The sequence below is a fragment of the Desulfovibrio biadhensis genome, from assembly GCF_055388615.1.
The window spans coordinates 3,590,772-3,617,385 of the sequence record NZ_AP042477.1 but is presented as its reverse complement, the minus strand read 5'-3'; the positions used below and the strand labels follow the sequence as shown (position 1 = coordinate 3,617,385).

The window sequence follows — 26,614 nt, the reverse complement described above, 5'->3', positions numbered from 1 at the left end:
CCGGGCAAGGAGAAGCCCCCAATGAACAATATCATTAAGAACGCCCCCCTTGACGAACTGCTGGACCTGGCAAAAGAACGTTTCCAGGTTGGCTTTGAAACCGTTGCCGCAGCTGGTGAACGGGTCGAAGTACTGCAGATCGTCAACATGCAGGAATATGTGGAGGCCCTGGCAAACTTCAAGGGAGAAGGTCCTTTGGAGCTGCCTTTCTGGGCCAAAATATGGCCTTCCAGCCTTTTGCTTGGGCACTATCTCGACCATTTGCCCAACGATGGCCACTCTTTGCTTGAAATAGGCGCCGGCATTGGCGTCACTGGGCTTATTGCCGCCAAAAAAGGCTTTCAGGTAACCCTCTCGGATGTTGATGAAAACGCATTGCTGTTCGGCCGCATCAATATTCTCAAGAACGGGTTGGAGGACAAGGCCCGCGTGGTCTACGTAGACTTCACAACCACCAGCCTGGACCAGCGCTTCGACTATATTCTGGGGTGTGAAGTACTCTACCGCGAAGACGCCTACCGCCCGCTGGTCAAATTCCTGCTGCACCATTTGGAGCATAAGCCGGAAGCCGAGATCGTGCTGGCCCTGGACTACATTCGCAAGGCCAAAAAATTCTTCCAGCTCGCGGATCGGGAATTCATGATGCAACAGCAAACCGTCGGGTGCAAAGGCGGCGAGGACGGCTCTGAACGTCATCTCTGCACCATTCACCGACTGAAACCCAAAAAACAATTATGATCAGACTCGCACCCTGCCCCAAAGGATATACCAGGGATCAGGACAAGGCCTTTCCTCCTGCAGAAACCATACGCCGCGTCAAGGACCTCCTGGCCGGCCAAGGCAAGTCCATCCTGGCGCGCACAAGGCGTATTGATACGGGACGCCTTGGCATTCCCGTTTTTCTGAGTGAATGCGGGGCAGACGCCCGCGCCGTGATGCCTACGCGCAAGCAAATGGGCAAAGGCGCTTCCCCAGAGCAGGCCGAAGCTTCTGCATTGATGGAGCTTGTGGAGCGTTACAGCTTCTTTACCCGCTGGAATACGCCTGAAGCCTTTCAGGAAATGACCTTCACGGAAGCCGAAGCCCGGGCCAAAGAGCAAGGCCGCGCGCCCGTCATTTCCATAGATCGCATTCTCAAGTCCGTGAACGAAGACCTGGACAAAGACCTTGCCCGTGAAATCATGGACCTATGGACATGGCATTTCCACCCTGCCACGTCACTTCATGAAGAACGTGAGGAACTCCTGCCCCTGGACTGGTTCAAGATCCTTGGGGAATTCAACGGATCCTCAGCCGGCAACACCCAGGAGGAATCCATATTACAGGGCGCCTGCGAATTGGTGGAGCGCCACGTATGCGCCATTAGCGACCGCACACGCGAGGCAATGCCCACCATAGACAAAAGCAGCATCACGGATGAAGTGCTGCTGGGGCTGATCCGTCGCTTCGAGGATAACGGCATCGAAGTATTATTAAAGGATATGACCCTTGGCATGCCTGTGCCCACGGTTGCCGCGCTCTGCCATGATCCATCGACCTTTCCTGAATATTCCGAAATCGTATGGACCGCAGGCACTGCGGCTTCGCCTGCCAAGGCCGCAATCCGCGCCCTTACCGAGGTAGCGCAATTGGGGGGCGATTTCGAGACTGCATCTGTCTACGAAGCATCCGGCTTGCCAAAGTTCTCGAGCCTCGACGAGACCGCATGGCTACGAGAGGGGCATGTGGTTGCACTGGATTCCCTTCCCGACATCGAAACCCATGACTTCCGCGATGAGCTTCTGGCACTGGTCAATGGGCTGGCAGATCAGGACTTCACGCTTTACAGTGTGGACATGAGCGACCCTTCCCTGGGGCTGCCCGCACACTATAATATCGTGCCCGGCTTCCAATTCCGCGAACGCGATATCCACGCCAGTCTCGGTCTTTTTGTGGGGCGCAAGCTGGCGGAAGAAGCGCCTTTGGATGAAGCCATAGCCGGATTGGATCGTCTGGAGGAAATCTACCCCGATGCGCACTTCATTCCCTTTTTTCAGGGGCTGCTGCAATTGCGCCTTGGGGACTGCGAAGCTGCGCACAAGGCCTTTGACACGGCCGAAACGCTGCAACCCGATGCAGACAACAAGGCGCTGGCCGCCTTTTATTGCGGCTACGCACTGACGCAGAACGAGGATTGGGAAGCCTCCGTGGCCCCCCTTAGCCGCGCCATCGATTACTGTGCCGAACACAAAGAATTCTTCAATCTTCGTGGGGTGGCCCGCTTCAAACAGCAGGCGTATGAAGAAGCCGCCGGAGATTTTCAGCAGGCCCTTGCGCTGGACAAGGGCTCGGCAATGGACCTTGCCAACCTTGGGCTGTGTCACAAATTCATGGGTGATGCGGACAAGGCGCGGGAATATCTGGAAGCAGCTTTGGAAGTGGAGCCCGGGCTCGACTTTGCCCGACGCCATCTGGAGGAGCTGGACTGAAGAATTGTCGCCTGTTTGCCATAGATGACAAAGGCATTGACAAAGACAGCCCATGCCCTTAGAAACTCAGAATGGTTTGCGGCATTAGGAACCAAAGCACAAAGACCCCATTGCCACTTGCAGAGTTTTTTAATCAAGGGTAGCCGGCTCGGGATACGGGCCACAATTTGACTTATACCATAGGCTAGTGTAGCAGGTCGCAACAACTAAAAATTTGTGTGAGGAGGAATCCACATGGCAACTGTTGAGTACGGTGGAAAGACCTTTGAAGTGGACGAGGACGGTTTCCTGCAAAGGTTTGAAGACTGGTGCCCCGAGTGGGTTGAGTACGTGAAGGAAAGCGAAGGCATCAAGGACATCAGCGACGAGCACCAGAAGGTCATCGAGTTCCTTCAGGACTACTATAAGAAGAACGGTATCGCTCCCATGGTCCGCATCCTTTCCAAGGTTACCGGTTACAAGCTGAAGCACATTTACGAGCTGTTCCCCTCTGGTCCTGGTAAGGGCGCCTGCAAAATGGCTGGCCTGCCCAAGCCGACCGGCTGCGTGTAAATCTCCTATTTACACCAGAATTGAACGCAAAAGCGGAGGCTTCGGCCTCCGCTTTTTTTATGTCTTCTAAAAACCTGGCAGTATCAACAAACAAAACAACCCGCCCCCCTAAAGCCTAAAAAGCAGCACCTTCTGAGCGATTCAGCGCAACTGGATGTCCTGGCCAAAGTCCTCTGCGCCCGTGACAGCGCCCTACTTGTTGCCACAAGCATTTAACTTTATTATATTTTTCAGAAAACTATGGCGTCAGAGCTGCTCAGCATTTTTAAACAGCTTCTCCTTACGTCCTTCAAAAACCAGGGCGGAACGCAAGGCAGCAACAGCAAGGGCCGTGACGCTGAGAATAATGACCACCCCCTTGCGTAAAGCCCACTTCTCCGATTCCCCCATGCCAAGGGCCCAGGTGTACCCCTGCCCTTGAGCAAGCCACATGCCCACGGGCAGCAACACCAGCCCCAACACCAGGCCGATTATTTCCAGCCAGAAAAATGTCTTGCCGAGAATGAGCAAAAACAGGGTGGAATCGCGAACAATTTTGAGCGTCTTAAGCTGGCTCTCCAGCTTCTCCAGGCGCTTTTCAACTTTTTCCAACATATCCGAGGCCCTGCGGAAATTGTCGGCCATCTGAAAATGCTGGGTAAGCGCCCAGTTCAGATTGCGTGCGCAATAATTGAAATCCTTGTTGAATTCCACCAGGATCCTTGGAAACGGGAACCAGGACGCTTCGTGTCTGATAACTTTAAGCCGCTCCATCAAGGCCTGATAGCGGGCCTTCATCCGTCTGCTTTCCTCATCCACAAGCTGCATCAGTTCCTTGCTCACGACCTGGCGCCCCTGCGCCACACGGCAATAGGCTACGTAGTTTTTAATCTCCGCCTGGTGCTTGAGATTTGCTATCCGGTCGTTGAGCTTTTCAGCAATGGGGTGTTCATCGCTGAACCACTTTGTCAGTTCGCCCGAAAGCTCATTCAGGTTTTCCTTTTCTTCTCCAGCCTTGGTTTCAGCAATGCTCCACGGTGTGTACAACGAACTGAGCAATTGCAAATGCCCACGTTCCAGTTCGGCATCGATAAGCATGCGGTTGAAAACATGGGGATCGCGCTGGAACAAATCCTCGAAAAAACCCATTGCCTGTTCGGCAAACCCCATTTTCACCAGGCACACACCCTGCCGATACACGGCTTCAAGCCAACGGGGGCAAAGCGAGACCACATTCTTGTACATTGAGCTCGCCTGTTGGAGCTTGCCCTGAATTTCAAGACAACGCGCCTGGAGAAAAACCTGACTGGCCTGCTGCAAGGGGGTGGTGGAAATTGTCTCTGCCTCCTTCCACAAGGACATGGCGCGTTGCGGATCATTCTTTTCAAGAGCCACAAACCCTTGCATGGCGCGAATCTTGAAATCTCGCGGGCTTTTCAGTGAAGCGTGGTTCAAAATGCGTTCGCCTTGAATCAGCTCCCCTTCGCGCAAAGAGCCCAACGCCTCCGTAACAGGGGTGTGTTCCTGCGGTACGAGCTGTTGCAGCCCCCGCGGATAGTCCTTGCCCAGGCTGCGCCCAACTGCCAAAGCCATGCGCAATTGGACCGCGTTGTTGATTTCAAACATGGCCCGGACAATCAGCCCTTCGGTGCTCTTGGCATGCAGCAGTTGCGCCGGCCCGGATTCGGGGTTCTCCTCCAAAACCCTGTCAATGCCGTTCAGCCCGGCATTGATGGTGTCAAGGTCCAGAGTGGCCAACTCTTCCCAAATGTTCAGCTCCAGGTCGTTCAGCATCCGGGAGGGGCATTCCTGAAAAGGATGGCTGCGCAGTCCACAATAAAAACAATTTGTTTCCTTACCCAACACCAAACGCCTGGGCAATTCCACCTGCATCGTGCCCACATTCTGATCCAAGTCCTGTGAAAGGGTGACGTTGCACCAGTCCTCCAAACTGTTTTGCGTCACCGAAAAACGCACCTCATTTATGCGAAAGCCATCGCCCAGCAAAAACGCTGTGCGGTACGTCATGTGTGGATAATCAGGCATGAGCTGATCCCAATCCAGTGAAATCTTTTGGGGAAGCTCAGCGTTGAAGTTCATGCCCTTGCGTTCCACAATGGCCATGACACACGGCCAATAGGCGCTCGACTCCTCATCCTTGAGTCGCTGAATAAAATACAGATATTCCTGGCACCACCCCTTGAGTGTCCGCAAATTCTCCATGGGGGCGAGCACAAAGGTTTCACTCATCATGAATCGCAACTTCATGCGTTTGATGAGATTTTCCAACTCAGGATAAAATTCACGCCACCCGTTCTGAAAGACCTTGTCCAGCGGATTGCCCAACGGCTTGAGGAGCAGGTACCACCCCATGGAGGCCTGATAGGGAAGCCGTGAGTCGGCCTGCATCACCCCCCATTCCAGGTTGGCGATGCCGGAATAATGTTTTTTTTCCTTAAAGGTGATTCCAGGAAATCCCTTGATCCGCTCCTGTACCTTGGGATGCACCCAAACCTCAAATTCATCTGGAATGATAGCTTGTTGCGATGCCAGGGCGGAATCCACATTCATGCCGACATCAAGCTTGTACCCCACGAGCATTTTGGCGGGAAAAATCTGAATAAAAACAGGCAAGGGGTTGAATCGCACCCACACCTCAAGGCGCGCCAGGGCCTGAATCACATCATTGGAAAAAAAGAACCAGAGGGACTGGTCATGCTCGCTGGCGACCATCATGCCGCCATAGTCGGCCAGAGTCTGGGGGACGGCCTGGTTCAGATCCCCTTTCCAGGCAACCCAAACACCAAAGCCGTTACTGACCATACGCGCTTCGGTGAAGCGCGGCAGTTTCTTGACAAGTTTTTGCAGTTCAACGGCCATGTTTGCCCCATTGCTTCCAAGTGGGAAGCAGCGTCAATTGCTTCTTCGTGCCACCAAGGTGATGCTGTTTCCCATCACACACTCCCCGCCCCACACAGTGCTTCGGCCACCAGCGCAGCAATACGCTGTCCTTCTTCCTGACGTCCGCGCTTGTAACAACCTTTTACGTAAATATCCGTCTTTTTGCGCAATACTTTTTCAGTCTGCTCACGCTCCTGACCGGCAAGGGCGGCATCGTCCAAAAGCTTGCAGAGGGCATAAATGCGGTAAAGATCTTGCCCAAGCATACTTGCAGAAAGCTGATCCTGACGCCCCCCGTTACGTATGGTCAATGCTTCTGGGAGCAGGCCGATATCGTACTGCAACAGGGCGCGCAACCACAGGTCATAATCCTCGCAGGCCCGCAACCGCTCGTCAAAGGGGCCCACGGCCTCCCAAAACAGCTGTGTGAACATGGTGCAGGACGGGCTGACCATGCAGCGCTCCAGGGACTTTGCGAAAAAGCGTCCTCCCTGTTTTCTGTGCTTTTTTCCGGGATTGACCCGAACGCCGCCCCGCATCCATATTTCCTCTGTCTGTGAAATCTCCAAATTGTGACGCCTCATGAATGCCAATTGGCGTGCAAGCTTGTGCGGCAGCCAGTGATCATCGGAATCCAGCAGCGCAATAAACTCTCCGCTGGCCCGCTCTATTCCTGCATTGCGAGCAGCAGAAACCCCCATGTTTTCCTGTCGCAATACAATCACCCTGGAGTCTTCCGCTGCCAATTTGTCGAGCAGCGCATCTGTAGCGTCCGTGGAACCGTCATCCACCACCAGGCACTCCAGACGGGTATGGCTTTGCTCAAGCACGGAGCGCACTGCGCCCTCTATCCAGGCTGCACGCTGCCAGGTAGGGATAATCACGGAGATCAACGGCTCCGCGCTTTCTAGAGCAGTATCCATCGTGGTATTTTATAAAGCAAAAACCGTTCCAGGCAAGGTTTTCCCCCGAAACGGTTCATACGCGTTATTACCCACTTTACGGGTATCCAGTCGAAAAATCGGCATCAGGCCACAGCGGAAATCAGGACGCCACCTCCCGTCACTTCTATGTGCCCTGCTCCAGTGACCTGCAGATGGCCGCCTCCCTGCACCTGTATATGTCCACTGCCTTCAACCTGCACGCTGCCAGGGCCCGAGATCATGACTGATCCCGGAGCTGAACTGACCTGCACACTGCCGCCAGGTGGTATTGCAATATCGCCGGGGGCGGAACTGATATTCATGGCTGTATCCTTTTTAGAAAATATATGACAACACTATGCCACTGGCAAGGATGAAAACCAATGATTACCGTGCAAAGCTACAATTAGGTAACATTTGTGTTTCACTTTCCTTGACAATGTTTTTATATCAATTAGAAATTCCCCCGTCCCTTCTATATCTGGTGGAATAAAAAAAGTGGGAAAAAGGCAGGGCGAAGGCGTCTTGCCGGTGTTCATAAACAATACCTAAGGAGTTGTTATGAAACGTCTAGTAGTGCTGTGCTGCTGCCTGGCAATGCTGTGTCTGGCAGGAACTGCCGCCGCCAAGACCTTGAACATGGCTCTTGACGCTGACCCCGTATCCCAGGACCCCCATGTGCAGCTCTCGGGCGGCATGCTCGAGTACTCCCACCTGGTTTTCGATCCACTGGTACGTTGGAGCAAGGACATGAAAATCACGCCCCGCCTGGCGGAAAAATGGGAGCGTGTTGACGACCTGACCATGCGTTTTCACCTGCGCAAGGGCGTTAAATTTCACTCCGGCAACGAATTTACCGCCAAAGATGTGAAATTCACCCTGGAGCGCTTGAAAAAGAGCCAGGATTACAAGGGCCTGTTTGAACCCTTTGCTGGTGCTGCAGTAGTGGACGACTACACCGTGGATATCAAGACCCACAAGCCCTATGGCCTGGTGCTTGCCATGTGTACCTACCTTTTTCCCATGGACAGCGAATTCTACAGCGGCACTGACGAAAATGGCCAGCCCAAGGACGCCATCGTCAAGACCGGCCCCAGCTTCGCTCTCAATCATGAATCCGGCACCGGCCCCTACACCGTGGCCGAGCGCGAGCAAGGCGTAAAGACTATTTACAAGCGCTTTCCCGGCTACTGGGACACCAACTCTCCCGGTAATGTCGACGAAATCGTACTGACCCCGATCAAGGAAGACGCCACCCGCGTGGCCGCCCTTCTGTCCGGTGATGTCGACTTCATCGCCCCCGTACCGCCTCAGGATCTGGAACGCATCAAGGAGAACAAGGACCTGAGCCTGATTACCATGTCCGGAACGCGCATCATCACCTTCCAGTTGAACCAGAAGCGCCGTGAAGAATTCAAGAACCCCAAAGTGCGCCAGGCTATTGTCTACGCCGTCAACAACGTAGGCATCGTGGAAAAGATCATGAAGGGTTTCGCCACTGCAGCCGCCCAGCAGAGCCCCAAAGGCTACGTAGGGCATGTGCCTGAGCTGACCCCTCGCTACGACCTGGAAAAGGCCAAGAAGCTGATGGAAGAAGCCGGCTACAAGGATGGCTTCACCGTAACCATGATCGCCCCCAACAACCGTTACGTCAACGACGAGAAGATCTCCGAGGCCGTGGTATCCATGCTCTCCAAGATCGGCATCGATGTAGACCTGAAGACCATGCCCAAGGCCCAGTACTGGGATGAATTTGACGCCCAGGTGGCCGACATCCAGATGATCGGCTGGCACTCCGACACCGAGGACTCCGCCAACTTCAGCGAGTACCTGCTGATGTGCCCCAACAAGGAAAAGGGTTACGGCCAGTACAACAGCGGCAATTACTGCAACCCCAAGCTGGATGAACTGGTCCTGGCCAGCCAGACCGAGACTGATCCGGCCAAACGCAAGGAAATGCTGCAGAACGTTGAGCGCATCGCCTTCGAAGACGCCGCTTTCGTGCCCCTGCACTGGCAGGACCTGTCCTGGGCATCCAAGACCAACGTTGACATCGCTCCTGTTGTCAACGTGATGAACTTCCCCTACCTTGGGGACCTGGTCATTAAATAGCTATCGCGTAATGTAAGCCAAAGGGCGTCCGGCAAGGGCGCCCTTTATTTGCGCCCACGCAACGAGAAAAAGCATGTTCGCATTCGCTGTCCGCAGAATTCTTCAGGCCATGGTTGTCATGGTCGTCATCAGCCTGATCGGTTTTTCCATTAAATACGCTTTCGGCGACCCCGTGCGCGACCTCGTCGGCATCTCGGTTTCCGTGGAGGAACGCGAAGCCCTACGCGATGAACTGGGGTTGAACGATCCTTTCATGGTGCAGTGGGTCCGCTTCATGAAAAATGCGGTCCAGGGCGATTTGGGGCGCTCCTTTTTTTTCAAGAAGCCTGCAACCGAAGTCATCGTCAAGAAGGCCCCCGCCACTCTGGAGCTTGTATTTGTCAGCTCACTGCTCATCATCCTCATCTCCATACCAGTAGGCATATACGCTGCCGTGAAACCAAACACGCTGCTATCGCGATTGCTTATGGGCATCAGCGTGGTCGGCGTTTCCATCCCCGTATTTCTCACGGCAATTATGCTTATCTACCTGTTCGCTGTTGAGCTGCATTGGCTGCCTTCCTATGGCAGGGGGGATACGGTCGAAATATGGGGATTCTGGGATACAGGGCTGCTCACCAAGGACGGTTTACTGCACCTCATTCTGCCCAGCCTGGCGCTTTCTTCCATCATGTTGCCGCTGTTCATTCGCCTGATCCGGGCCGAGATGAAGGAAGTACTCGAAACAGAGTACATAAAATTTGCCCGCGCCAAAGGTTTGCGCCACTGGCGGGTGCTCTTCGTGCATGCATTCAAGAACACGCTTCTTCCCGTCATCACCGTGGGGGGCGTACAACTGGGCACCATGATCGCGTTCACAATCCTCACGGAAACGGTTTTTCAGTGGCAAGGCATGGGCTTCATGTTTCTCGAAGCAATCGAGCGGTCGGACACTTCGCTGATGGTTGCCTACCTAGTTTTCGTGGGCTTCGTATTCGTGGTTGTGAACACCATGGTCGACATAGTCTACGGCATCGTGAATCCTATGGTGCGCATTTCTGGCAGGAAATAACATGAGCATGTGGACACGTTTTAAAAAATCCTATTTTCTTTACAGCTTCCTGCGCGATCCTATTGCCGTGGGCAGCTTCGCCCTTCTTTTGGTGCTCGTGGTCGCCGGCTTTTCAGCCCCTGTTGTTGCGCCACATGATCCTTACGATTCCACCACCATTGATGTGATGGACTCCGAAATGCCGCCGATCTGGATGCAAGGGGCGGATTCAAGCTTTCTGCTGGGAACCGACGCCCAGGGACGCGACATGCTCTCCACCATCCTCTACGGCATGCGCGTTTCCATCATCATCGGCCTGGGCGCAGTGGCGCTGCAAGCCCTCATTGGCGTCATTGTGGGACTTGTTGCCGGCTATTCCGGCGGGAGACTGGAATCCTTTCTCATGCGCATAGCAGATGTGCAACTTTCCTTTTCCACCTACATGGTGGCCATCTTTCTCGGAGCCATATTCCAGGCGGTATTCGGCGTAGGCCAATACGAGGATATTGCGGTTCCGTTCCTGATCATTGTCATAGGCCTGGCGGAATGGCCGCAGTACGCCCGCACCGTGCGCGCCTCCGTGCTGGGAGAAAAGAAAAAGGAATATGTCGAAGCCGCCCGCGTCATCGGATTGCCAGCAAAACGCATCGCCATCAGACATATTCTGCCCAACACACTTACCCCTGTACTGGTTATTTCCACGGTCCAGGTGGCAAACGCCATTATGAGTGAGGCCGCGCTTTCCTTCATCGGCCTGGGCATGCCGGCGACCAAGCCGTCCTTGGGGTCGCTCATCAAATCCGGCTTTGAATACATCTTCTCCGGTTCCTGGTGGATAACACTGTTCCCAGGGCTGGTGCTTGTCGTGCTCATTCTGGCCATCAACCTCCTGGGCGACTGGCTGCGCGACTTCCTCAACCCCAAGCTGTACAAGGACTAACCCGTGCAGGAATCCAAACCACTGCTGGACGTCTCCAACCTTACCGTACGATTCGCTCTCAGAGGGGGCGATCTCATCGCGGTGAATAACGCCAGCTTTTCACTCGATAAAGGCGAACGCCTCGGCCTGGTCGGGGAATCGGGCGCCGGAAAATCCGTTACCGGCTTTGCAATCATCAACCTCATTTCCAAACCAGGTTTCATTGCAGACGGCTCCATACACTTCATGGGGCAAGACATTGCAAAGCTCAACGAAGAAGAATTGCGCCAGATTCGAGGCAATCGTATCTCCATGATATTTCAGGATCCTATGATGACCCTGAACCCCGTGCTGACCATCGGCGAACAAATGGTGGAGACGCTCAAGGCCCACCAGCGCATCAGCACTCGCGAAGCTCAGGCCGTAGCCATCGAAAAGCTCAAAAAGGTGTACATCACCTCCCCTGAAAAAAGACTGGCCCAATATCCTTTTGAACTTTCAGGCGGCATGCGGCAGCGCGTGGTCATAGCCATAGCCCTTCTGACCAACCCTAACCTGATAATAGCGGATGAGCCTACAACAGCGCTGGATGTGACCATTCAGGCCGAAATCATGGAATTGCTTCTGGAACTCTGTGAAAATGAAAAACTGGGGCTGATCCTCATCACCCACGACCTGGCAGTAGTATCCCAGGTGACCCAGCGCATAGCCGTCATGTACGCAGGGCGCATTGTTGAACTGGGCCCCACCAGCCAGATAGTCAGCGCCCCCCAACACCCATATACGCAAGGGCTGCTGGCCGCCCTGCCCCAGGAAGAAGGCGTAAAGGGTAAACGGCTTGCCCAGATACCAGGGGTCATGCCCAACCTTGCGGAGATACCGAAAGGCTGCCCCTTCAATGACCGCTGTTCCATTGCCACTGGTCGTTGCAAGGGTGAAGTGCCCCTGCTTGCAGAGACGCCCTATGGGGGCTTTGCCGCCTGCCATCAAGTTCATGAAGGCAAACGCGAGGAGGGGCTCTCATGAGCGACCACCCCCTGCTGCAGATAAAAAACCTGAACAAGCATTTTGATATTTCCGGCGGTCTGCTTGACCAACTTTCGCTCAAAGGGGGCAAGCTGCAACGCAAGACGACCGTTGTCCGCGCCGTCAACAACGTCAGCTTTGCCATCAAGAAGGGAGAGACCCTTTCCGTGGTCGGCGAATCCGGCTGCGGCAAGTCCACCCTTGCACGGACCGTCATCGGCCTCTACCCCCCCACATCCGGAGAAATCCTCTACCGAGGCAACCGCATCGACAACCTCACCCCGGAAAAGCAGCTCGATTATCGCACACGCATGCAGATGATCTTCCAGGACCCTTATGCATCGCTGAACCCGCGTATGAAGGTTTTCCAGACCCTTGAGGAGCCGGTGCGCTTTCATAACAAGGCCAGCAGCGATGCCGAAGTAAAGGAGCGGGTGGCGGAAGTCATGCGGCAGGTTGGCGTGGATCCGGGCTGGTCGCAGCGCTATCCCCATGAATTTTCAGGTGGGCAGCGCCAGCGCATCAGCATAGCCCGCGCCCTGGTTCTTGACCCGGAATGTATCATCGCGGACGAACCCATCTCTGCGCTGGACGTCTCCATCCAGGCGCAAATCCTCAACCTGCTCATGGATGCCCAGGATGAGCGCGGGCTCACCTACCTTTTCATCAGTCACGATCTTTCCGTGGTCCGCCACATATCCACCCGCGTGGCCGTCATGTATCTGGGCACGCTTTGTGAGTTGGCCGAGACCGAAGAGCTCTTCACAACCCCCAGGCACCCATACACTCAGGCCCTGCTCTCGGCCATTCCGCAACTGGGGACCTCAGGGTTCAACCACGTCAGATTGCAGGGCGAAATCCCCTCCCCCATAAACCTACCTGAAGGGTGTGTGTTCAATACACGCTGCCCCTATGCCAATGACCGCTGCCGAACGGAAATCCCCGAACTGCTGACCTTTCCCTCCGGCGCCACCGTGGCCTGCCACGCCGTGGAAGAAAAGCGGATATAGTAAAAATCCAACGCCAGCAGGCAGGGGGAAAGGCTTTTCAAAAGTCTTCCCCTTCCTGGTACGCATACAGAACGTTGGGTGCGCTTACAGCAAGCGCCCCCAACGTTTTTTCGTCTTGATCGGATCTAGGCTCGAGAAAAAGAGAATATCAATCGGGGAAGGGAGCGTTTGTCAAAAAAAGCTCGCTGCCCTTCCCCATGAATCTCGGTGCGGATTACCCTTGGCTCTTGCTGAGCGCCTGGTCCAAATCGGCGATAATGTCGTCTGGATGCTCGATGCCCACGGAAATGCGAACCAAATCCTGTGGCACGCCTGCTTCTTCCAGTTCGTCGGGAGTCAATTGCGCATGGGTAGTTGTTGCGGGGTGAATCACCAGCGTTTTGGCGTCCAGAATATTTGCCAGATGGGAACAAAGTTCCACGCTGTTGATAAACGTGCGCCCTGCTTCAAGGCCCCCCTTCACGCCAAAACCAAACACGGCGCCCGGTCCCATGGGCATGTAACGCTTGGCGCGCTGGTGGTCCTTGTGACTCGGCAACCCAGCATAGTTTACCCAGCTTACAGCAGGGTGGGTTTCCAAAAATTCAGCGATTTTCTGTGCATTTTCACAATGGGCGCGGGCCCGCAGAGCCAGGGTCTCGATGCCTTGTAAAATCAGATAGCTATTCATGGGGGCAAGGGCTGCGCCCACATCGCGCAGCAACCCGGTGCGCACCTTGGTGCAAAAGGAGGTACAAGGCGTGCCCTCAAGTTTGCAAAGCGCGTCCCAAAAGTTCAAGCCATGGTATGTCGGGTCAGGGGATGTAATTTCAGGAAATTTACCACTGGCGCCCCAGTCAAAAGAACCACCTTCCACGATTGCGCCGCCAATGCTGTTGCCGTGCCCGCCAATAATCTTGGTAAGCGAATAGACCGCAATGTCGCAGCCGAAATCAAAAGGGTTGCAGATCGGAGGGGCGGCAACGGTATTGTCGAGGACAAAAGGAATGGCATGGTCGTGGGCAACGCGGGCAATGCTTTCGATGTCGTCAACATTGCAGCGTGGATTGCCGATGGTTTCCGAAAAAAGCATGCGCGTATTTTCATCAATGGCGGCGGCAAAATTCTCGGGCGAAGAAGAATCAACGAAGCGAACTTCAATGCCAAAACGGGGCAATGTATGCTCGAAAAGCGTATGGGTGCCCCCGTAAAGATTGGACCCCGATACGATATTCTGCCCTGCCGAGGTGATTGACGCCACGGTGTAGAAAATGGCGCTCATGCCGGAAGCAGCGCATAGAGCAGCCGGAGCACCATGCAGTGCGGCAAGGCGTTTTTCCAGCACATCCGTGGTGGGATTCATGATCCGGGTATAAATATAGCCGGGTTCCTCCAGAGAAAAAAGACGCGCCGCATGGTCCGTATCCCTGAAGACATAGCTGGTGGTTTGGTGGATGGGTACTGCACGGGCGCCCGTATCGCTGTCGGGCGTATGCCCTGCGTGCAGGGCCAACGTTTCCAGATGCTGATTTTTCGACATGTCAGACTCCTTTTTGTTGCAGCACATGCATGCTTACGTGATTCACCCGTAAGAGTCTATTAGAGACCCGTTTTTGACGACACGTCGTAAATATTTTTTGGGGGAATCTATCGCCTGTGCTGGTATCCTGAGCAAATCATACCAACAATCCTGGCATGCTAGCTTCTTGAAGTGACAGCTTTTTTTCGGTCCTCATTTCTAATTGAAGAATACCGGACATATACAAAATTGCAAATCGTTTGAAATCTGCGTATGAAGTCTGCCAAATACGTGGAGGCCATTGCCCGCGGGGACGCATCCCGAGGAGCCTGGTCACGAGGAGCCTGTTTTTCTTCATGTCTGATTCGATAAGCGATATCCACCTCAAGGCGCTTGTCGTCGATACGGACCCGACGGTCTGTGAAACGCTTGCCCAAACGCTCAAAGGCGCAGGATACGAGCCGGAGATTCATCTTCACTCCAAAAGTGTGCTCTCTGCCCTGGCAACTACCTCCTATTCTCTTGCATTCATTGAAGTTGATCTGCCAGATATAAACGGTGTGGATTTGGCCAGGACTGTCAAGCGCTCTGGCCAACTGGAAGAACTCATTCTTATGGGAAGCAACGGCAGCCAGGAGCGCGTTGCCAGCGCGCTCAAACTTGGCGCCTGTGATTACCTGCAAAAGCCCTTCGACACCAATGAACTGCACATGCTGTTGGTTCGACTTCGGGAGCGTTGTTCGTTACAGCGCCGCATTCTCGAAGCCAAACAGCACCACTATAATCTCATCCAAAGCATTCCCCTGCTCGTTTTTTCCCTGGACAGAGAATTCAAGCTGTTGTTCATCAACCAGGCCTGTTCACAAATTCTTGGCTACACCCCGGAAGAAGCAATGGCGGAGCCGGGGTGGTTGCTGGACCGCATCCACCCTTTGGAGCGGGACCAGGTACGCGACGCCTTGAACATCTCGTTTACCCAGGGTGCGCCCTCCTCTTTGGAATGCCGCATGATCCATAGCAAAGGCAGTGAAGTTCACGGCATCATTCGCTCAATGCCGCAAGGGACGGACGAAGCCAGCCAATTCTGCGATCCGGACGGCATAGCCGTTGTCGAAGGTATTTTCGTGGACATCACTGACCGTGTTTTCCTGGAAAAAGCCCTTATCCAAAACGAAAAACTGAAGACGCTGGGGGTCATATCATCTGAAATGGCCCACGAAGTGCGCAACCCCTTGATGAGCATAGCCGGCTTTGCAAAGCGGCTGCAGAAAAAGCATCCAGACATGCCGGAAGTAGGCATCATTCTTCGGGAATCTTTGCGACTAGAGCGTCTTTTGAACCGCATCCGCGACTATTTGAAGCCTGTGGAGGCACGCCCTGTTGCGTGCTCCTTGAACAGCGTGCTCGGAGAATGTCTGAGTATGCTGTATCCGGAAATGAACGAACGTGGCATCTGGTGCAAGTTGGAGCAGTTGGAAGATGCGCCCCAAGTCATGGCGGACCCCAATTATCTTTCCCAAGTATTCATCAACATCGTCCGTAACGCTCTGCACTCCTTGGAACGCGACGCTGCGTTCATCATTACCTCCCGGGAGAACACGGACAACGTGCTGGTGGAATTCAAGGTGCCCTCGCAAGGGGAAGTGGAGCTGAACACCGAGCACCTGTTCATGCCTTTTGATGAAGGGGGGCACAGTTACGGTCTGCCCCTTAGTTATCGCCTGGTCAAAGACATGGGCGGCATGCTTTTGTACAACCTGGATTCCGGGTTTGACATTTTTACCGTCAGTTTGCCCAAATGCAAGGACGACTCTTGCAAGGGGCGCCCGCTAGGCACTGAAGGTAAGGGTAAAAAAGGAAAAAATGTTTTCGATGAATCCAGTGGTGTCATGCCCCGCCACCGTTTTGACGACCTCTTTGAAAGGTTTTGCCGGACCGCAGCACGCAACGAAGAGAGCATTTCCCTGCTGATTATCGATGTGGATCGGTTCGAAGAATACTCCCGAAACCATGACGCCGGTCAGGCCACCCGCTGCATCCGCTCTCTGGCAAAGACCTTTGATGCAACGCTTCGAAACCCTTTTTGGCTGCTCTCTCAATACGGAGCCCAGGAATTCATGGTGATGATGCCGGATTGCCCCGCTGCGAAGGCTGTAGGCGAGGCCGAGAAGCTGCGGCATGCTGCAGAAGCCCTGGCGGTTCCTTTTGGCATTGAAGCCGATACAAGCGATGTCATCACTGTCAGTATTGGAGTCAGCACATTTTTTCCCGCCAATGGCTGGACCTGTGAAGACATGCTGGCGCAAACCAGCAAGGCGCTGTTTCTGGCCAAACAAAACGGCCGCAACACAGTATATGCCCTTTCTGAGCAGGATTCCGCCCGACAGTCCAGCGCCTCAGTTGAAAAACAATCGTAGCATTCTTGAGTACCCCTCTGCTTTCTGGAACACCGCGCGCTCTTCTCACTACTTTCTTTCAAGTCCGACACATTTCTTTTTATTCTGCCCATGCAGTAGATTAGAGCCTACGCAGAATTTTCCCTACAATATTGTGGGATTTTTTCTTCTTGCGCTCTGTTACAGTCGTGTTACAATTCATATAAATTCACAAAGTTGACTATTTATAGAACGACGTATTGACATTTTTCTCCACGGGGGGGGGAACCATGTCCAGATCTTCTACGTTTTCTCGAGGTCTTAGCATTTCAAAAAAACTTTTAGTCATCAGCATCTCCTTTTTAGTACCCATTGCCGTCCTTGTGTATTTTGTCGTAACTGGCATTAATTACGACATTCGTTTCTCCACGCTTGAATTATATGGCAATGCCTATCAGCGGCCGCTGGAAAACCTGTTGTCTGATTTTCCCTGTTTGAAGCAAAATTGCCTGGCGAAGCTTGCAGGCCAGCAGGAAGCCCAAGCAAAGGTTTCAGAGCTCATGGCGTCCATAGACAGGACCTTTAGCGACCTTGAGCATGTGCAGACTGACATTGGCGAAGACCTGCAGTTTACCGAGGAGGGACTTGCCATTCGTGGGCGAGAAGCATTGCTGCTTCCCCTTGTGAAGAAGCGCTGGAAAGATTTCCAAAAAAGCTACGCCTCCATGCAGCCGCAGGACATCACCAAAACACTGGACGGTTTTATTGCCGATGTGCGGAATATGATCGCTCATGCTGGTGACACATCAAACCTGATTCTCGATCCGGATCTGGACAGTTACTACATCATGGATATCACACTGCTGGCCCTGCCCCAGACCCAGCAACGGCTGGCGGAAGTTCTGGCATTAGGGGGGCAGATTCTGGAGGAAGATACTCCAACCTCAGAACAGCGCATACAGATGGCTGTTGCCGCATCGCTTTTACAACAGGCCGATCTGGACAGGGTCCTTGGGAGTACGCAAACCGCCCTCAATGAGGACCAGAATTTTTACGGCACCATGGATTCACTGCAAAAAAACATTCCCCCCGCATTGGAATCCTACGTTGCCGCCAACAAGAAGTTTATTTCCATGATCCGCGACATCAGCGCCTTCAAGCCAATCGAATTTACCAGGGCGGAATTCCAACAGGCCGGGCAAAAAGCCATTGAAACAAGTTTTTCCTTCTGGGATGTTGCCGCCAAAGAACTGGACATACTGCTCGCACGGCGGATTCAGGACTATGAGAACAACCGTACGCTTATTCTTGTCATCGCCCTTGCCATTTTGGTGCTCACCAGCCTTTTGGTTTTCTTGATGGCAAGGACCATCATCCGGCCGGTGCGCTCCATCCAGGGATTCACGGAAAATGTGGCAAAGGGTGATCTGCAGGCCTGCATGGACGGCGCATTTTCAGGAGAATTGCAGGACCTCTCCCAAAACGTGTCGGTCATGGTGGCGGAACTCAAAGACAAACTTGGTTTTGCAGAAGGCATTCTCAAGGGCATCACCATGCCATGCATAGTGGCGGACACGGATTTCAAAATTTCCTATGTGAACTCCATCCTCCTGACTTTCTTGGCCAAGCAGGGTTCTCCAGAGGACTACATAGGGCAAAGTGTCTCCACCTTTTTTTCCCACCACGATGAACTGGCGCAAGCAATGAAAAAAACGTTGCAGGAGCGGGAAAGCCTGACCAACAAGGAATTCAGTGGCGCCCGTGAAAATGGAGAGCGCTATTTTATCAAGATGGATGCCTCACCTATCTACAATCTGGACAAGGAGTTGATAGGCAGCTTTGCCCAGTTTGCCGTACTTACTGACGTAAAGCTGCAGGAAGAACGGCTGCAAGAGCAGAACGCCCTTATCAGTCGGACCGCCCAGGAAGCTGACGACATTGCCCGCCAGGTGGAAGGAGCTGTGGAGGATCTGGACGCTGAAGTAAAGACCGCCAACGACGGCGCGGCCGCACAGCAACAACGCAGCGCAGAGGCAGCCTCCGCCATGGAAAAGATGAACAACACTGTCATAGATGTTGCCCGCAACGCTGCAGAGGCGGCAGAGCACGCAGACCAGACCAGGCTCAAGGCCCAGGATGGAGCGAAGGTCGTTGGCACTGCTGTCTCCGCCATTTCAAGAGTTTCGGAGCTTTCCCAAAAGTTGAAGCAGGATATTGGTCAATTGGGAGATCAGGCTGAATCCATCGGTCGCATAATGAATGTCATATCCGACATAGCAGACCAGACAAACCTGCTAGCCCTGAATGCGGCAATCGAGGCGGCACGTGCTGGAGAAGCCGGTCGCGGCTTTGCCGTGGTGGCAGACGAAGTGCGCAAACTTGCAGAAAAGACCATGTCCGCCACCACTGAAGTGGGGCACGCCATCAATAGTATTCAGGATGGTACCAGGCTGGCCACCCGCGGCATGGAAGATGCGACACAAGCAGTTGATAATGCAACACAACTGGCTAACGAGTCAGGTGAAGCACTGCAGGGAATCGTCTCCCTGGTGGACATAACCTCTGACCAGGTGCGCAGTATTGCCGTGGCATCAGAAGAGCAATCCACCGTCAGCGAAGAAATAAGCCACCACGTAGAAGATGTTTCTCGCATTTCCGAACAGACCAGCCAGGGCATGGCCAAAGCTTCGCAATCCGTCACCAGCCTGGCGGAACAGGCGACGCAACTGCGCGCCCTCATTGCCGCCATGCACAATTAATATCCAACCGCCCCTGTTATATACATTCTATACAGGGGCGGCTTGCCTTTACCCATAGTGCTTTGTAAAGTCCCTGCACCATGCGCAGAAAAGAAATGCTCACCTTCCACTCCAGGAAAGAGCGTATAGCTTACGTGGCTAAACGTTTTTCTCCTCTGCTTTGCCCTGGCGAAGGGCGTGTTCTGGATGTTGGCTGTGACCAGGCATACCTGAAAGAACTCTGCCCCGAGGCGCAATACACAGGTATTGATATGGCGCCCCCCGCCGACATTGTGCAGGACCTGGCCTGCACCCCGATTTTGCCCTTTCCTGACAGGAATTTCCATTGCGTCATTTGCATAGATGTTCTTGAACATCTTGAATCCCTGCATAAAATTTTTGAAGAAATAATTCGCGTATGCAGCGGGTTCGCGGTCATATCCTGGCACAATTGCTGGGTAAACGCCCGTCGCCCCATTGATAGAGGGCATGGATCCTTCAGCCATTACGGGTTACCAGTTGATCCTCCTGGAGACCGGCACAGATGGTTTTTCAATATCTCTGAGGCCTGGAATTTTGTTCAGGAACAACAGACTCGCCTGCCTTTTACCCTGGCAGAAGCCTGGGTGATGGAAAAGCCCCGTCCATATCCTGTGCGCCTGCTGCGGAAAATGCGCTACCTCAATCCGCGTGATTACGACAATCGCTACGCCCACACCCTCTGGACCGTGCTGGCCAGGCGTTAACCCGCCCAGTATCAGCCTGCAGAAGTAGTTGCCCATGTCCGCGCGTATCGCTCTCATGCTCCCGCGATTCAGTCGATACGGCGGGGTCGAAGGTTTTGGCTACCGCCTGGCCAGGGACCTTGCCGCGCTCGGGCATCACGTTGATTACATTTGCGCCCGCGCCGAAACACCTGCCCCCGCTGGTGTTACCCTACGCATAGTGGGGCGCCACGGCTTGGTGCGCTCGGGCAAGATGCTCTGGTTTGCACTGCAGGCTGAACGGTTGCGACGTCGTGGTAATTACGATGTGAGCATAGGCTTGGGTAAAAGCCTGCAACAAGATCTGCTGCGTGTTGGCGGCGGGCCGCTGACACCCTTTTGGCGACTATCCGAACGTGCATGGTCGACGGGTCTCCCCCGCTTCTGGAAAAAGTTGCGCAGACGTTCCAGCCCGGCAAACCGTCTGACCCTGGCAATAGAAAAACAACAGTACGCGGGGCGATCGCGCATCGTTGCCGTCTCCCACGCGGTTGCCGCCTGGATTGTGGAAGCATATCCAACCGTGCGCCGTGAGGACATCCAGGTCATATACAATGAGCCTGACAAAGAGCGTTTTTTTCCGCTCCCCACTACTGAGCGAGACGCCGCCCGCATTGCTCTGCGCCGCGCCGCAGGTGCGCCCTCAGACGTTTGCTGTATTGGCATTGCCGGGTCGAACTTCCGGCTCAAAGGCCTGGCACCTTTGATAAACGCCCTGGCATTGCTACCTGACGATATTCACCTCCTCATCGCAGGGGGACGTTCACCCGAAGCCTGGCAAAAGAAAGCGGCGTCGCTTGGTCTACACAACCGCGTGCACTTTTTGGGCAAGGTGGATGCAATGCCAGCCTTTTATCAAGGGCTGGACGCCTTTGCCCTCCCTTCCTTTTATGATGCCTGCGCCAACGCTGTACTTGAAGCTGTGGCGTGCGGCATCCCCACGGTTTCTTCCGCCGCCAATGGCAGCAGCATTATCCTTCCTGAAGAACACGTGGTTACAGATCCCACCAATGTGGATATGCTTGCCCATTCTCTGGAGGTTGCCCTTAGCTCCCCGCCTCCACAGCATATTGCCTGGCCGGAAAACACCGCCCGTGGAATGGAGCCATGGATAACCATGGTGCAAGAAATGGCTGACACTGCAAAAAGGAGAGGCGCATGAGCCAGTCTGCCTCCAAACAATGCAGAACTGAGTCCCGGACCAGCACCCTGCCCCTGGTAGCTGTCGTGACGATGTTATTGCTTTTCGCTTTGCCTGCGTTTGCGGCGCAATCAGGCAGGATTTTGGAAGAAATACCCCCATACGGAGTAATAGACTGGAGCGCTCTTACCATTACCGCCACAGGGCAGGGTTTTCCACCGCAAGATGAGCTTGAAACACCACGGGGGCGCACCATGGCTCGGCGGGCAGCCCAACTCGACGCCCGCCGCAACCTGCTGGAAGTGTTCAAAAACGTACGTATCGATTCGCAGACTTTGGTCCAGAACTTCATCGTAAGCCAGGACGTGGCTGTAAACCGTCTTGCCGGTGTGCTGGAACGCAGGGCACAAGAATCGACGAGTGAATTGTCTGGTCACGGTATTGCCATACAGCTGACTGTCCCACTGGGTAAGCAAACACTGCAAGCTTTACGCGAGCGCGGCTATGAACCACCAAAAAAAGCGGATACGGCAGAATCGCAGAAGACAGCAACGCAGCAAAACAAAGCCGACTCCTCGCCATGGCGCATCCGCGCTGCTGTGGAGAATAGCAGCCCGGACTACAACGGCGTGATTATCGACGCCCGGGGCTTGGCAGTCGCCCCTAGCCTGCACCCTGTTTTTGAAGCGGCATTCAATGCAATCCCGTCCTTTGCTCCGGAAGCGCCCCCCTTATATTTCAGGAGCATTGAGGCAGCCATGAACGCGCACACCATGGGAGATACGCCTCTGCTTCTCAAGGCAGAGAAACTGACCCCATCAGGCAGCGTCGTACTTTCAGAGCAAGGGGTGGATACGCTCCACTTCATGCTCTCGCAGCGCTCCTCCACTCTGGTGCACGGGGCTTTCGCTGTGGTCTACTGACCAGTACAATGAATGGCCATGTCACACGTGTACAATAAAACAGAACGCGCTTACCGCAGCGGGTGCCGCCCAAGGGCTGGGGAACAGGCCTTCCAGGTGGTGCTCGAAGAAAGCGACCTCTGGATCGTGACCGACTCCCCCGCAAACGCCACGGCATTGCGGGACAGGGCGCTGACGGTATTGCAACAGCTACGCGGGCAGATCAAAGGGTACATTGCCCTGCACCCCGCATTTGGCCACAGCTACTCGCCTGTCGCTGTAAGCACAGAAGCTCCCAGTATTATCAGACGCATGGCTGAAGCTGCGCAACGATGTGACGTGGGGCCCATGGCTGCGGTTGCTGGCGCCGTTGCCCAAAGTGTTGCCGAAGCCCTTGCCAAAGAAAAATCGGCTGCAAAGATCACTGAAAGCCTCCCCAATATTCTCGTGGAAAATGGTGGCGACACCTATCTTTTTTCCGACAAGGAACGCCTGGTCGGCTTTCTGCCTGACCCTGAAGGCAAAAGCACACTGGCGCTCCGCCTGCCGGCCGGAGCTTTTCCCGTCTCACTTTGCAGTTCATCAGCCACCATTGGTCACTCCGCAAGCCTTGGACAAGGAGAACTGGTCGCTGTACGCAGCAAAAGCGGCTTTTTTGCCGATGCTGCGGCCACTGCCTTGTGCAACTTGCTGCAGAAGCCCAAGGATCTCGACAAGGTGCTTGCGCAGGCCCAAAAATGGTCCACCCCCCTGCCGGAGGCCTCTTATCCTGAAGATGTTGTTGAGGGCGTTTTTGCACAATGCAAAGGGCAGATTGCGGTCTGGGGCGACATGGAGCTGGCAGCACTCTGAACACATGCACCAAAAAAAAGGCTGCCCCAAAACGGAGCAGCCTTCGTGCTAGCGTAATACTACCGTAAATCCGCGACTATTTGAGCAGTGCCTCGGCGCCGGCCTTGGCTACTGTTTCATCTTCATCCACGGAACCGCCGCTGACGCCAATAGCGCCGACAATGACATTGTCTTTGGTCACCAGGGGCAAGCCACCGGCAAAAATGACCAGGCCATTGTTGCTCACTTCAATACCGTACAGGGATTTTCCTACCTGGGAGGCTTCGCCCAGAGTTCTTGTCGGCATGTTGAAATAACGCGCGGTGACAGCTTTTTTGATGGCAATGTCAACACTACCGATGAATGCATCATCCATGCGATAAAAAGCTTTCAAATTACCGCCGGAATCAACCACGGCAATATTGACGGGAACATTGATTTCCTTGGCCTTGGCCAAAGCCGCGTCCAGAAGGGGCTGCACCTGCTCAAGAGTCAACTCTCCAGGAAGCGTTTTTACAACGTCTCCTGCAAATGCAGTGGAAGCCAATGTTAAAACCAAAGCTACGCCCACAACAAACTGCAATAACCTATTCATACTTCCTCTCCATAGTTATAAATGAAATACCTGAAGAGGTGCTATTCCTGTTCATCTTAAGAGTCAACATAACAGTCAATTAAAAAATACTTGAGCAAAAAAGTAGAGAATTGAAAAATATGATTATGCACAAGACAACAAATCTGTTTTCAAGATAATATCATACAAAAATGAAGCAGAACGATACCCTTTTACATTTTGATAGGCCATAACACATCATATAAACTCGTAAAATAAAATAGCTGAAGTTAACTTCAAAAGAAAGCACATGAGGAGAGAAAAGGAACTCCCGTGAGGTATTGATATATGTGTTTTTTGCTGGGCATGCGCGAAGCAAAACAAGTGCTGCCATTTTCTCCGGAAAACAGTTCACGCCCGTTCATTTCAGGTGGTGGTCATACAGGGGAGATGGGGTGTCGCGACAGGCAGACCGACAAGAAGGATAATACGAAAAAATCAACAAGTTAGAACAGACAGAGAAATTATTTGACAAAGTCCTATTAATTTCTAGACTTTTTTTAAAATAATCGCAAGGACGAGGAGAGGTAAAAGCACTATACTTTTATCCACACTCTAAATATTAGCAATATTTGAGAAAAATATCAAGCGTTTTCGCAGGGCAAAAAGCGATTTTCTTGACAAAGGCACCCCGCCGCCATGAATAGCGCTTCTTGACAGCGGGAGTGCCTGCCTACTTCAATGTAAAGCAAAGTTCAATTGAATAGATGAGATAGAGAATAGCTGCTGTTCCTGGCACCTTGCGGTCTGCCGGACAGCAGCAGTTGGGCTAGTTGCGGGCCTGGCCTGAAGCGCCAGGAAAGCGATGCAACATTTCAGCAGTTCGTGACAATTGCCGGCCAAGGGGAGTTTCCAAATTCATTTCCCGCTCAACATTGGCAATGCCTTTGAGAACAGTTGAATGTTTGCGATTGAGACGGTCACCGATGTCTTTGAGCGACAAATCGGTATAACGGCGCGCCAGGAAAAACGCCATGTTACGGGCCATCACGGCCTGGCGTTGGCGGCTTTTGGATCTGAGTGACTGGGATGAAATCTCAAAGCTTTTGCAAATGAAATCAAGGATACCCTCAATACTGAGGCGCGCTTCGTCACTTGCATATTGCCCAAGCACGTCCCAAGCCATTTCCTCGGTGATGTGACGATTCAACAAACGGGCTTTGAGCACCAGGTTCTGCAGACAGCTTTCGAGCTGCCGCACGTCGCTATCGATTCTTTCTGCCAAAAGCTCAGCCACGTTTTCAGGCAAATCAACCTGAAAAGACTTTGCCTTATGGGCCAGAATACGCCGTCTGGTTTCCAGATCGGGTTTTTCGATGACGGTAAGAAACCCGGAGCAAAACCGCGAGGCAAGTTGCGAATCCAATTCCTTGATTTCCCTGGGCAGGAAGGAAGAGGAAAATACAACCTTGGAGCCGTTATTTCGCAAGGCTTTCAAGGTTGCCAGCAATTCATCCTGCATACGGGCCTTGCCCTGAAAAAAGTGCACATCTTCAAGAAGCAGCAGGTCAACGGTATCGCGGAATCTTGCCTTGAAACTCTCGATGTTGCCGGATTTGAGAGCCATGACCATTCTACGGGCGAATTCCTCTGCAGTCAGGTAGGTAACGCGCGGGTGACGGCAATTGGCCATGGTTCCCAGATGCGCCCCCACTGCTTGAAGGAGATGCGTTTTGCCAAGTCCAGCGGGTGAACTGATAAAAAGGTTGTCATTAGGCAGGGTCTGGCTGCAGATATTCCGCGCTGCGGCATACGCCAGCTCGTTGCTAGGGCCAACAACAAAGTCGTCAAAGTGATATTGCCACTTTGGCATTTTGCTGGCAGCTGGCTGCTGCGCCACAGGGAGGTCCAATTGCTCAGTGCGTGCGGAATCGCTCGCAGAAGCCGGCAACGGACCGGGAATTGGTTTAGGCTCCCGCGAGGCCATCGCGTTCACCTGCAGTGTTGGACGTGTACCCGTAACTTTTTCTGCAGCTTTCAGGATTTCCTCGCCAAGACGACTGGATACCCAATTCGCCACAAAACCATTGGGGGCCTCAACCGTGAGCACGCCATCGACATAGCTGCCCAATAAAGGTTTTATCCAGACTGCAAAAATACCGGGGTTGGTTGCAGCCTTGAGAACTTCTTGGATTTCTTGCCAGATCGTTTCCATGCGCCTGGAAATACTTCCGTGGTGACAATACGGCAAGGCGAGAAACAGCAGCGTGAGAGTTGCTGCAGGCGATTTTTTTCCCTAGCCCCACAACTTAATAACCACTTAAAATCAATAACAAACTTAAAACCCGCATTCTCCCGCGAAGGACCTGAGAACCGGCTTCCCACCTAGGTTGTCAGTGCTGCGTCAATTTTTTTTCCACAGCAACTTAGAATCATTTTCCACAGGCAATACATTTCATATCTTCCAAAAACTCACTAATTCTAAATGATGTTTATTCATTACAAACTTGTAACATACAAAAGTGCTTGACTACAGACTAATTCTCTGAAGCCGCATCATTCCCCGTTTTTTGACCCCCAGCGCAATGGCCACTGAAAACCTATGTTTTAAGTGGGTTATGAAAGATTTACCTTACATTAACCGGGATGTTACAATTATGTGCCGCTTATGTTTTTTTCGAGACTTCGTGATCGGAAACCTGATTAGGCGGTGTTGTCAGTAGTTTCTATGTCATTTTCGTTTCTCGATCGTAAAAACGAAACGCCAAAACAGCATATACCGTACGCCAGGGAGAAAAAGATAGCACCTTAATGGGGCGTGAGGCGAGCTGTCAGAGGTGGGAAATGTGCTGCATGGGCATTCAATGGGTGCCAGAAACGCATGGGCTAACG

General features: G+C 53.3%; 20 protein-coding genes. 14 read left to right on the top strand and 6 right to left on the bottom strand.

Features of this window, described 5'->3' with window-relative positions:
* The first annotated feature begins 21 nt into the window (after positions 1 to 21).
* The 3 genes from ACZ5EH_RS15645 (at position 22) to ACZ5EH_RS15635 (ending at position 3,020) form a co-directional block, all read left to right on the top strand.
* Positions 22 to 738 (top strand): class I SAM-dependent methyltransferase, encoded by a 717-nt coding sequence (locus ACZ5EH_RS15645; RefSeq protein WP_464274807.1) that lies wholly within the window; start codon positions 22 to 24, stop codon positions 736 to 738.
* Positions 735 to 2,468: a YcaO-like family protein gene (locus tag ACZ5EH_RS15640; protein ID WP_464274806.1), complete on the top strand. Its 1,734-nt coding sequence runs from the start codon at positions 735 to 737 to the stop codon at positions 2,466 to 2,468. The genes ACZ5EH_RS15645 and ACZ5EH_RS15640 overlap by 4 nt, the downstream gene beginning before the upstream one ends.
* Positions 2,469 to 2,702: 234 nt before the next feature.
* Positions 2,703 to 3,020, top strand: coding sequence for a TusE/DsrC/DsvC family sulfur relay protein (locus ACZ5EH_RS15635; RefSeq protein WP_464274805.1), 318 nt, complete (start codon positions 2,703 to 2,705; stop codon positions 3,018 to 3,020).
* Between the two features lie 246 nt (positions 3,021 to 3,266).
* On the opposite strand, the gene ACZ5EH_RS15630 is transcribed toward ACZ5EH_RS15635, so the two are convergent.
* The 3 genes from ACZ5EH_RS15630 to ACZ5EH_RS15620 all read right to left on the bottom strand — a co-directional run bounded on the left by ACZ5EH_RS15630 (position 3,267) and on the right by ACZ5EH_RS15620 (position 7,146).
* Positions 3,267 to 5,879, bottom strand: a complete 2,613-nt coding sequence (locus tag ACZ5EH_RS15630; protein ID WP_464274804.1) for a tetratricopeptide repeat protein — start codon at positions 5,877 to 5,879, stop codon at positions 3,267 to 3,269.
* Between the two features lie 74 nt (positions 5,880 to 5,953).
* A complete protein-coding gene (locus ACZ5EH_RS15625) occupies positions 5,954 to 6,823 on the bottom strand; it encodes a glycosyltransferase family 2 protein (RefSeq protein WP_464274803.1) in 870 nt (289 codons plus the stop codon).
* Between the two features lie 104 nt (positions 6,824 to 6,927).
* A complete protein-coding gene (locus ACZ5EH_RS15620) occupies positions 6,928 to 7,146 on the bottom strand; it encodes a hypothetical protein (protein ID WP_464274802.1) in 219 nt (72 codons plus the stop codon).
* Between the two features lie 238 nt (positions 7,147 to 7,384).
* Here ACZ5EH_RS15620 and ACZ5EH_RS15615 point away from each other — a divergent pair, with 238 nt between their 5' ends.
* From ACZ5EH_RS15615 to ACZ5EH_RS15595, 5 genes are all read left to right on the top strand, one after another.
* Positions 7,385 to 8,935, top strand: a complete 1,551-nt coding sequence (locus ACZ5EH_RS15615; RefSeq protein ID WP_464274801.1) for an ABC transporter substrate-binding protein — start codon at positions 7,385 to 7,387, stop codon at positions 8,933 to 8,935.
* Positions 8,936 to 9,008: 73 nt separating this feature from the next.
* Entirely contained in the window at positions 9,009 to 9,986 is a 978-nt protein-coding gene (locus ACZ5EH_RS15610; RefSeq protein ID WP_464274800.1) for an ABC transporter permease, read from the top strand.
* 7 nt (positions 9,987 to 9,993) lie between these two features.
* Positions 9,994 to 10,905, top strand: coding sequence for an ABC transporter permease (locus ACZ5EH_RS15605; protein WP_464278312.1), 912 nt, complete (start codon positions 9,994 to 9,996; stop codon positions 10,903 to 10,905).
* Positions 10,906 to 10,908: 3 nt separating this feature from the next.
* Entirely contained in the window at positions 10,909 to 11,910 is a 1,002-nt protein-coding gene (locus ACZ5EH_RS15600; protein WP_464274799.1) for an ABC transporter ATP-binding protein, read from the top strand.
* Complete coding sequence (locus ACZ5EH_RS15595) at positions 11,907 to 12,920, top strand: ABC transporter ATP-binding protein (protein ID WP_464274798.1); 1,014 nt, start codon at positions 11,907 to 11,909, stop codon at positions 12,918 to 12,920. The genes ACZ5EH_RS15600 and ACZ5EH_RS15595 overlap by 4 nt, the downstream gene beginning before the upstream one ends.
* 214 nt (positions 12,921 to 13,134) lie before the next feature.
* On the opposite strand, the gene ACZ5EH_RS15590 is transcribed toward ACZ5EH_RS15595, so the two are convergent.
* Positions 13,135 to 14,439: an O-acetylhomoserine aminocarboxypropyltransferase/cysteine synthase family protein gene (locus ACZ5EH_RS15590; protein WP_464274797.1), complete on the bottom strand. Its 1,305-nt coding sequence runs from the start codon at positions 14,437 to 14,439 to the stop codon at positions 13,135 to 13,137.
* A gap of 335 nt (positions 14,440 to 14,774) precedes the next feature.
* Here ACZ5EH_RS15590 and ACZ5EH_RS15585 point away from each other — a divergent pair, with 335 nt between their 5' ends.
* The 6 genes from ACZ5EH_RS15585 (at position 14,775) to ACZ5EH_RS15560 (ending at position 23,190) form a co-directional block, all read left to right on the top strand.
* Positions 14,775 to 16,835 carry a diguanylate cyclase gene (locus ACZ5EH_RS15585; protein WP_464274796.1) on the top strand — a complete coding sequence of 687 codons (2,061 nt, stop codon included), beginning with the start codon at positions 14,775 to 14,777 and terminating at the stop codon, positions 16,833 to 16,835.
* A gap of 248 nt (positions 16,836 to 17,083) precedes the next feature.
* Positions 17,084 to 19,552, top strand: a complete 2,469-nt coding sequence (locus ACZ5EH_RS15580) for a methyl-accepting chemotaxis protein (protein WP_464274795.1) — start codon at positions 17,084 to 17,086, stop codon at positions 19,550 to 19,552.
* Positions 19,553 to 19,632: 80 nt separating this feature from the next.
* Entirely contained in the window at positions 19,633 to 20,277 is a 645-nt protein-coding gene (locus tag ACZ5EH_RS15575) for a class I SAM-dependent methyltransferase (RefSeq protein WP_464274794.1), read from the top strand.
* A gap of 34 nt (positions 20,278 to 20,311) precedes the next feature.
* A complete protein-coding gene (locus tag ACZ5EH_RS15570) occupies positions 20,312 to 21,457 on the top strand; it encodes a glycosyltransferase family 4 protein (RefSeq protein WP_464274793.1) in 1,146 nt (381 codons plus the stop codon).
* Positions 21,454 to 22,359 carry a hypothetical protein gene (locus ACZ5EH_RS15565; protein WP_464274792.1) on the top strand — a complete coding sequence of 302 codons (906 nt, stop codon included), beginning with the start codon at positions 21,454 to 21,456 and terminating at the stop codon, positions 22,357 to 22,359. Before ACZ5EH_RS15570 ends, ACZ5EH_RS15565 begins: the two co-directional genes overlap by 4 nt.
* 18 nt (positions 22,360 to 22,377) lie before the next feature.
* Positions 22,378 to 23,190 carry a UPF0280 family protein gene (locus ACZ5EH_RS15560; protein WP_464274791.1) on the top strand — a complete coding sequence of 271 codons (813 nt, stop codon included), beginning with the start codon at positions 22,378 to 22,380 and terminating at the stop codon, positions 23,188 to 23,190.
* Between the two features lie 76 nt (positions 23,191 to 23,266).
* Here ACZ5EH_RS15560 and ACZ5EH_RS15555 read toward each other — a convergent pair whose 3' ends face one another.
* On the bottom strand, positions 23,267 to 23,764 hold the full coding sequence (locus ACZ5EH_RS15555; protein WP_464274790.1) for a GlcG/HbpS family heme-binding protein: 498 nt from the start codon (positions 23,762 to 23,764) through the stop codon (positions 23,267 to 23,269).
* Between the two features lie 787 nt (positions 23,765 to 24,551).
* Positions 24,552 to 25,937: a chromosomal replication initiator protein DnaA gene (gene dnaA / locus ACZ5EH_RS15550; protein WP_464274789.1), complete on the bottom strand. Its 1,386-nt coding sequence runs from the start codon at positions 25,935 to 25,937 to the stop codon at positions 24,552 to 24,554.
* Between the last annotated feature and the right edge of the window lie 677 nt (positions 25,938 to 26,614).

Excerpts from the sequence above, each read along its gene's own strand:
- ACZ5EH_RS15575 (WP_464274794.1), top strand. The coding sequence starts at position 19,633 with ATGCGCAGAAAAGAAATGCTCACCTTCCACTCCAGGAAAGAGCGTATA.
- ACZ5EH_RS15630 (WP_464274804.1), bottom strand. The coding sequence starts at position 5,879 with ATGGCCGTTGAACTGCAAAAACTTGTCAAGAAACTGCCGCGCTTCACC.
- ACZ5EH_RS15610 (WP_464274800.1), top strand. The coding sequence starts at position 9,009 with ATGTTCGCATTCGCTGTCCGCAGAATTCTTCAGGCCATGGTTGTCATG.
- ACZ5EH_RS15555 (WP_464274790.1), bottom strand. The coding sequence starts at position 23,764 with ATGAATAGGTTATTGCAGTTTGTTGTGGGCGTAGCTTTGGTTTTAACA.
- ACZ5EH_RS15560 (WP_464274791.1), top strand. The coding sequence starts at position 22,378 with ATGTCACACGTGTACAATAAAACAGAACGCGCTTACCGCAGCGGGTGC.
- ACZ5EH_RS15585 (WP_464274796.1), top strand. The coding sequence starts at position 14,775 with ATGTCTGATTCGATAAGCGATATCCACCTCAAGGCGCTTGTCGTCGAT.
- ACZ5EH_RS15570 (WP_464274793.1), top strand. The coding sequence starts at position 20,312 with ATGTCCGCGCGTATCGCTCTCATGCTCCCGCGATTCAGTCGATACGGC.
- ACZ5EH_RS15640 (WP_464274806.1), top strand. The coding sequence starts at position 735 with ATGATCAGACTCGCACCCTGCCCCAAAGGATATACCAGGGATCAGGAC.
- ACZ5EH_RS15625 (WP_464274803.1), bottom strand. The coding sequence starts at position 6,823 with ATGGATACTGCTCTAGAAAGCGCGGAGCCGTTGATCTCCGTGATTATC.
- ACZ5EH_RS15580 (WP_464274795.1), top strand. The coding sequence starts at position 17,084 with ATGTCCAGATCTTCTACGTTTTCTCGAGGTCTTAGCATTTCAAAAAAA.
- ACZ5EH_RS15565 (WP_464274792.1), top strand. The coding sequence starts at position 21,454 with ATGAGCCAGTCTGCCTCCAAACAATGCAGAACTGAGTCCCGGACCAGC.
- ACZ5EH_RS15620 (WP_464274802.1), bottom strand. The coding sequence starts at position 7,146 with ATGAATATCAGTTCCGCCCCCGGCGATATTGCAATACCACCTGGCGGC.
- ACZ5EH_RS15590 (WP_464274797.1), bottom strand. The coding sequence starts at position 14,439 with ATGTCGAAAAATCAGCATCTGGAAACGTTGGCCCTGCACGCAGGGCAT.
- ACZ5EH_RS15595 (WP_464274798.1), top strand. The coding sequence starts at position 11,907 with ATGAGCGACCACCCCCTGCTGCAGATAAAAAACCTGAACAAGCATTTT.
- dnaA (WP_464274789.1), bottom strand. The coding sequence starts at position 25,937 with ATGGAAACGATCTGGCAAGAAATCCAAGAAGTTCTCAAGGCTGCAACC.
- ACZ5EH_RS15615 (WP_464274801.1), top strand. The coding sequence starts at position 7,385 with ATGAAACGTCTAGTAGTGCTGTGCTGCTGCCTGGCAATGCTGTGTCTG.
- ACZ5EH_RS15635 (WP_464274805.1), top strand. The coding sequence starts at position 2,703 with ATGGCAACTGTTGAGTACGGTGGAAAGACCTTTGAAGTGGACGAGGAC.
- ACZ5EH_RS15605 (WP_464278312.1), top strand. The coding sequence starts at position 9,994 with ATGTGGACACGTTTTAAAAAATCCTATTTTCTTTACAGCTTCCTGCGC.
- ACZ5EH_RS15645 (WP_464274807.1), top strand. The coding sequence starts at position 22 with ATGAACAATATCATTAAGAACGCCCCCCTTGACGAACTGCTGGACCTG.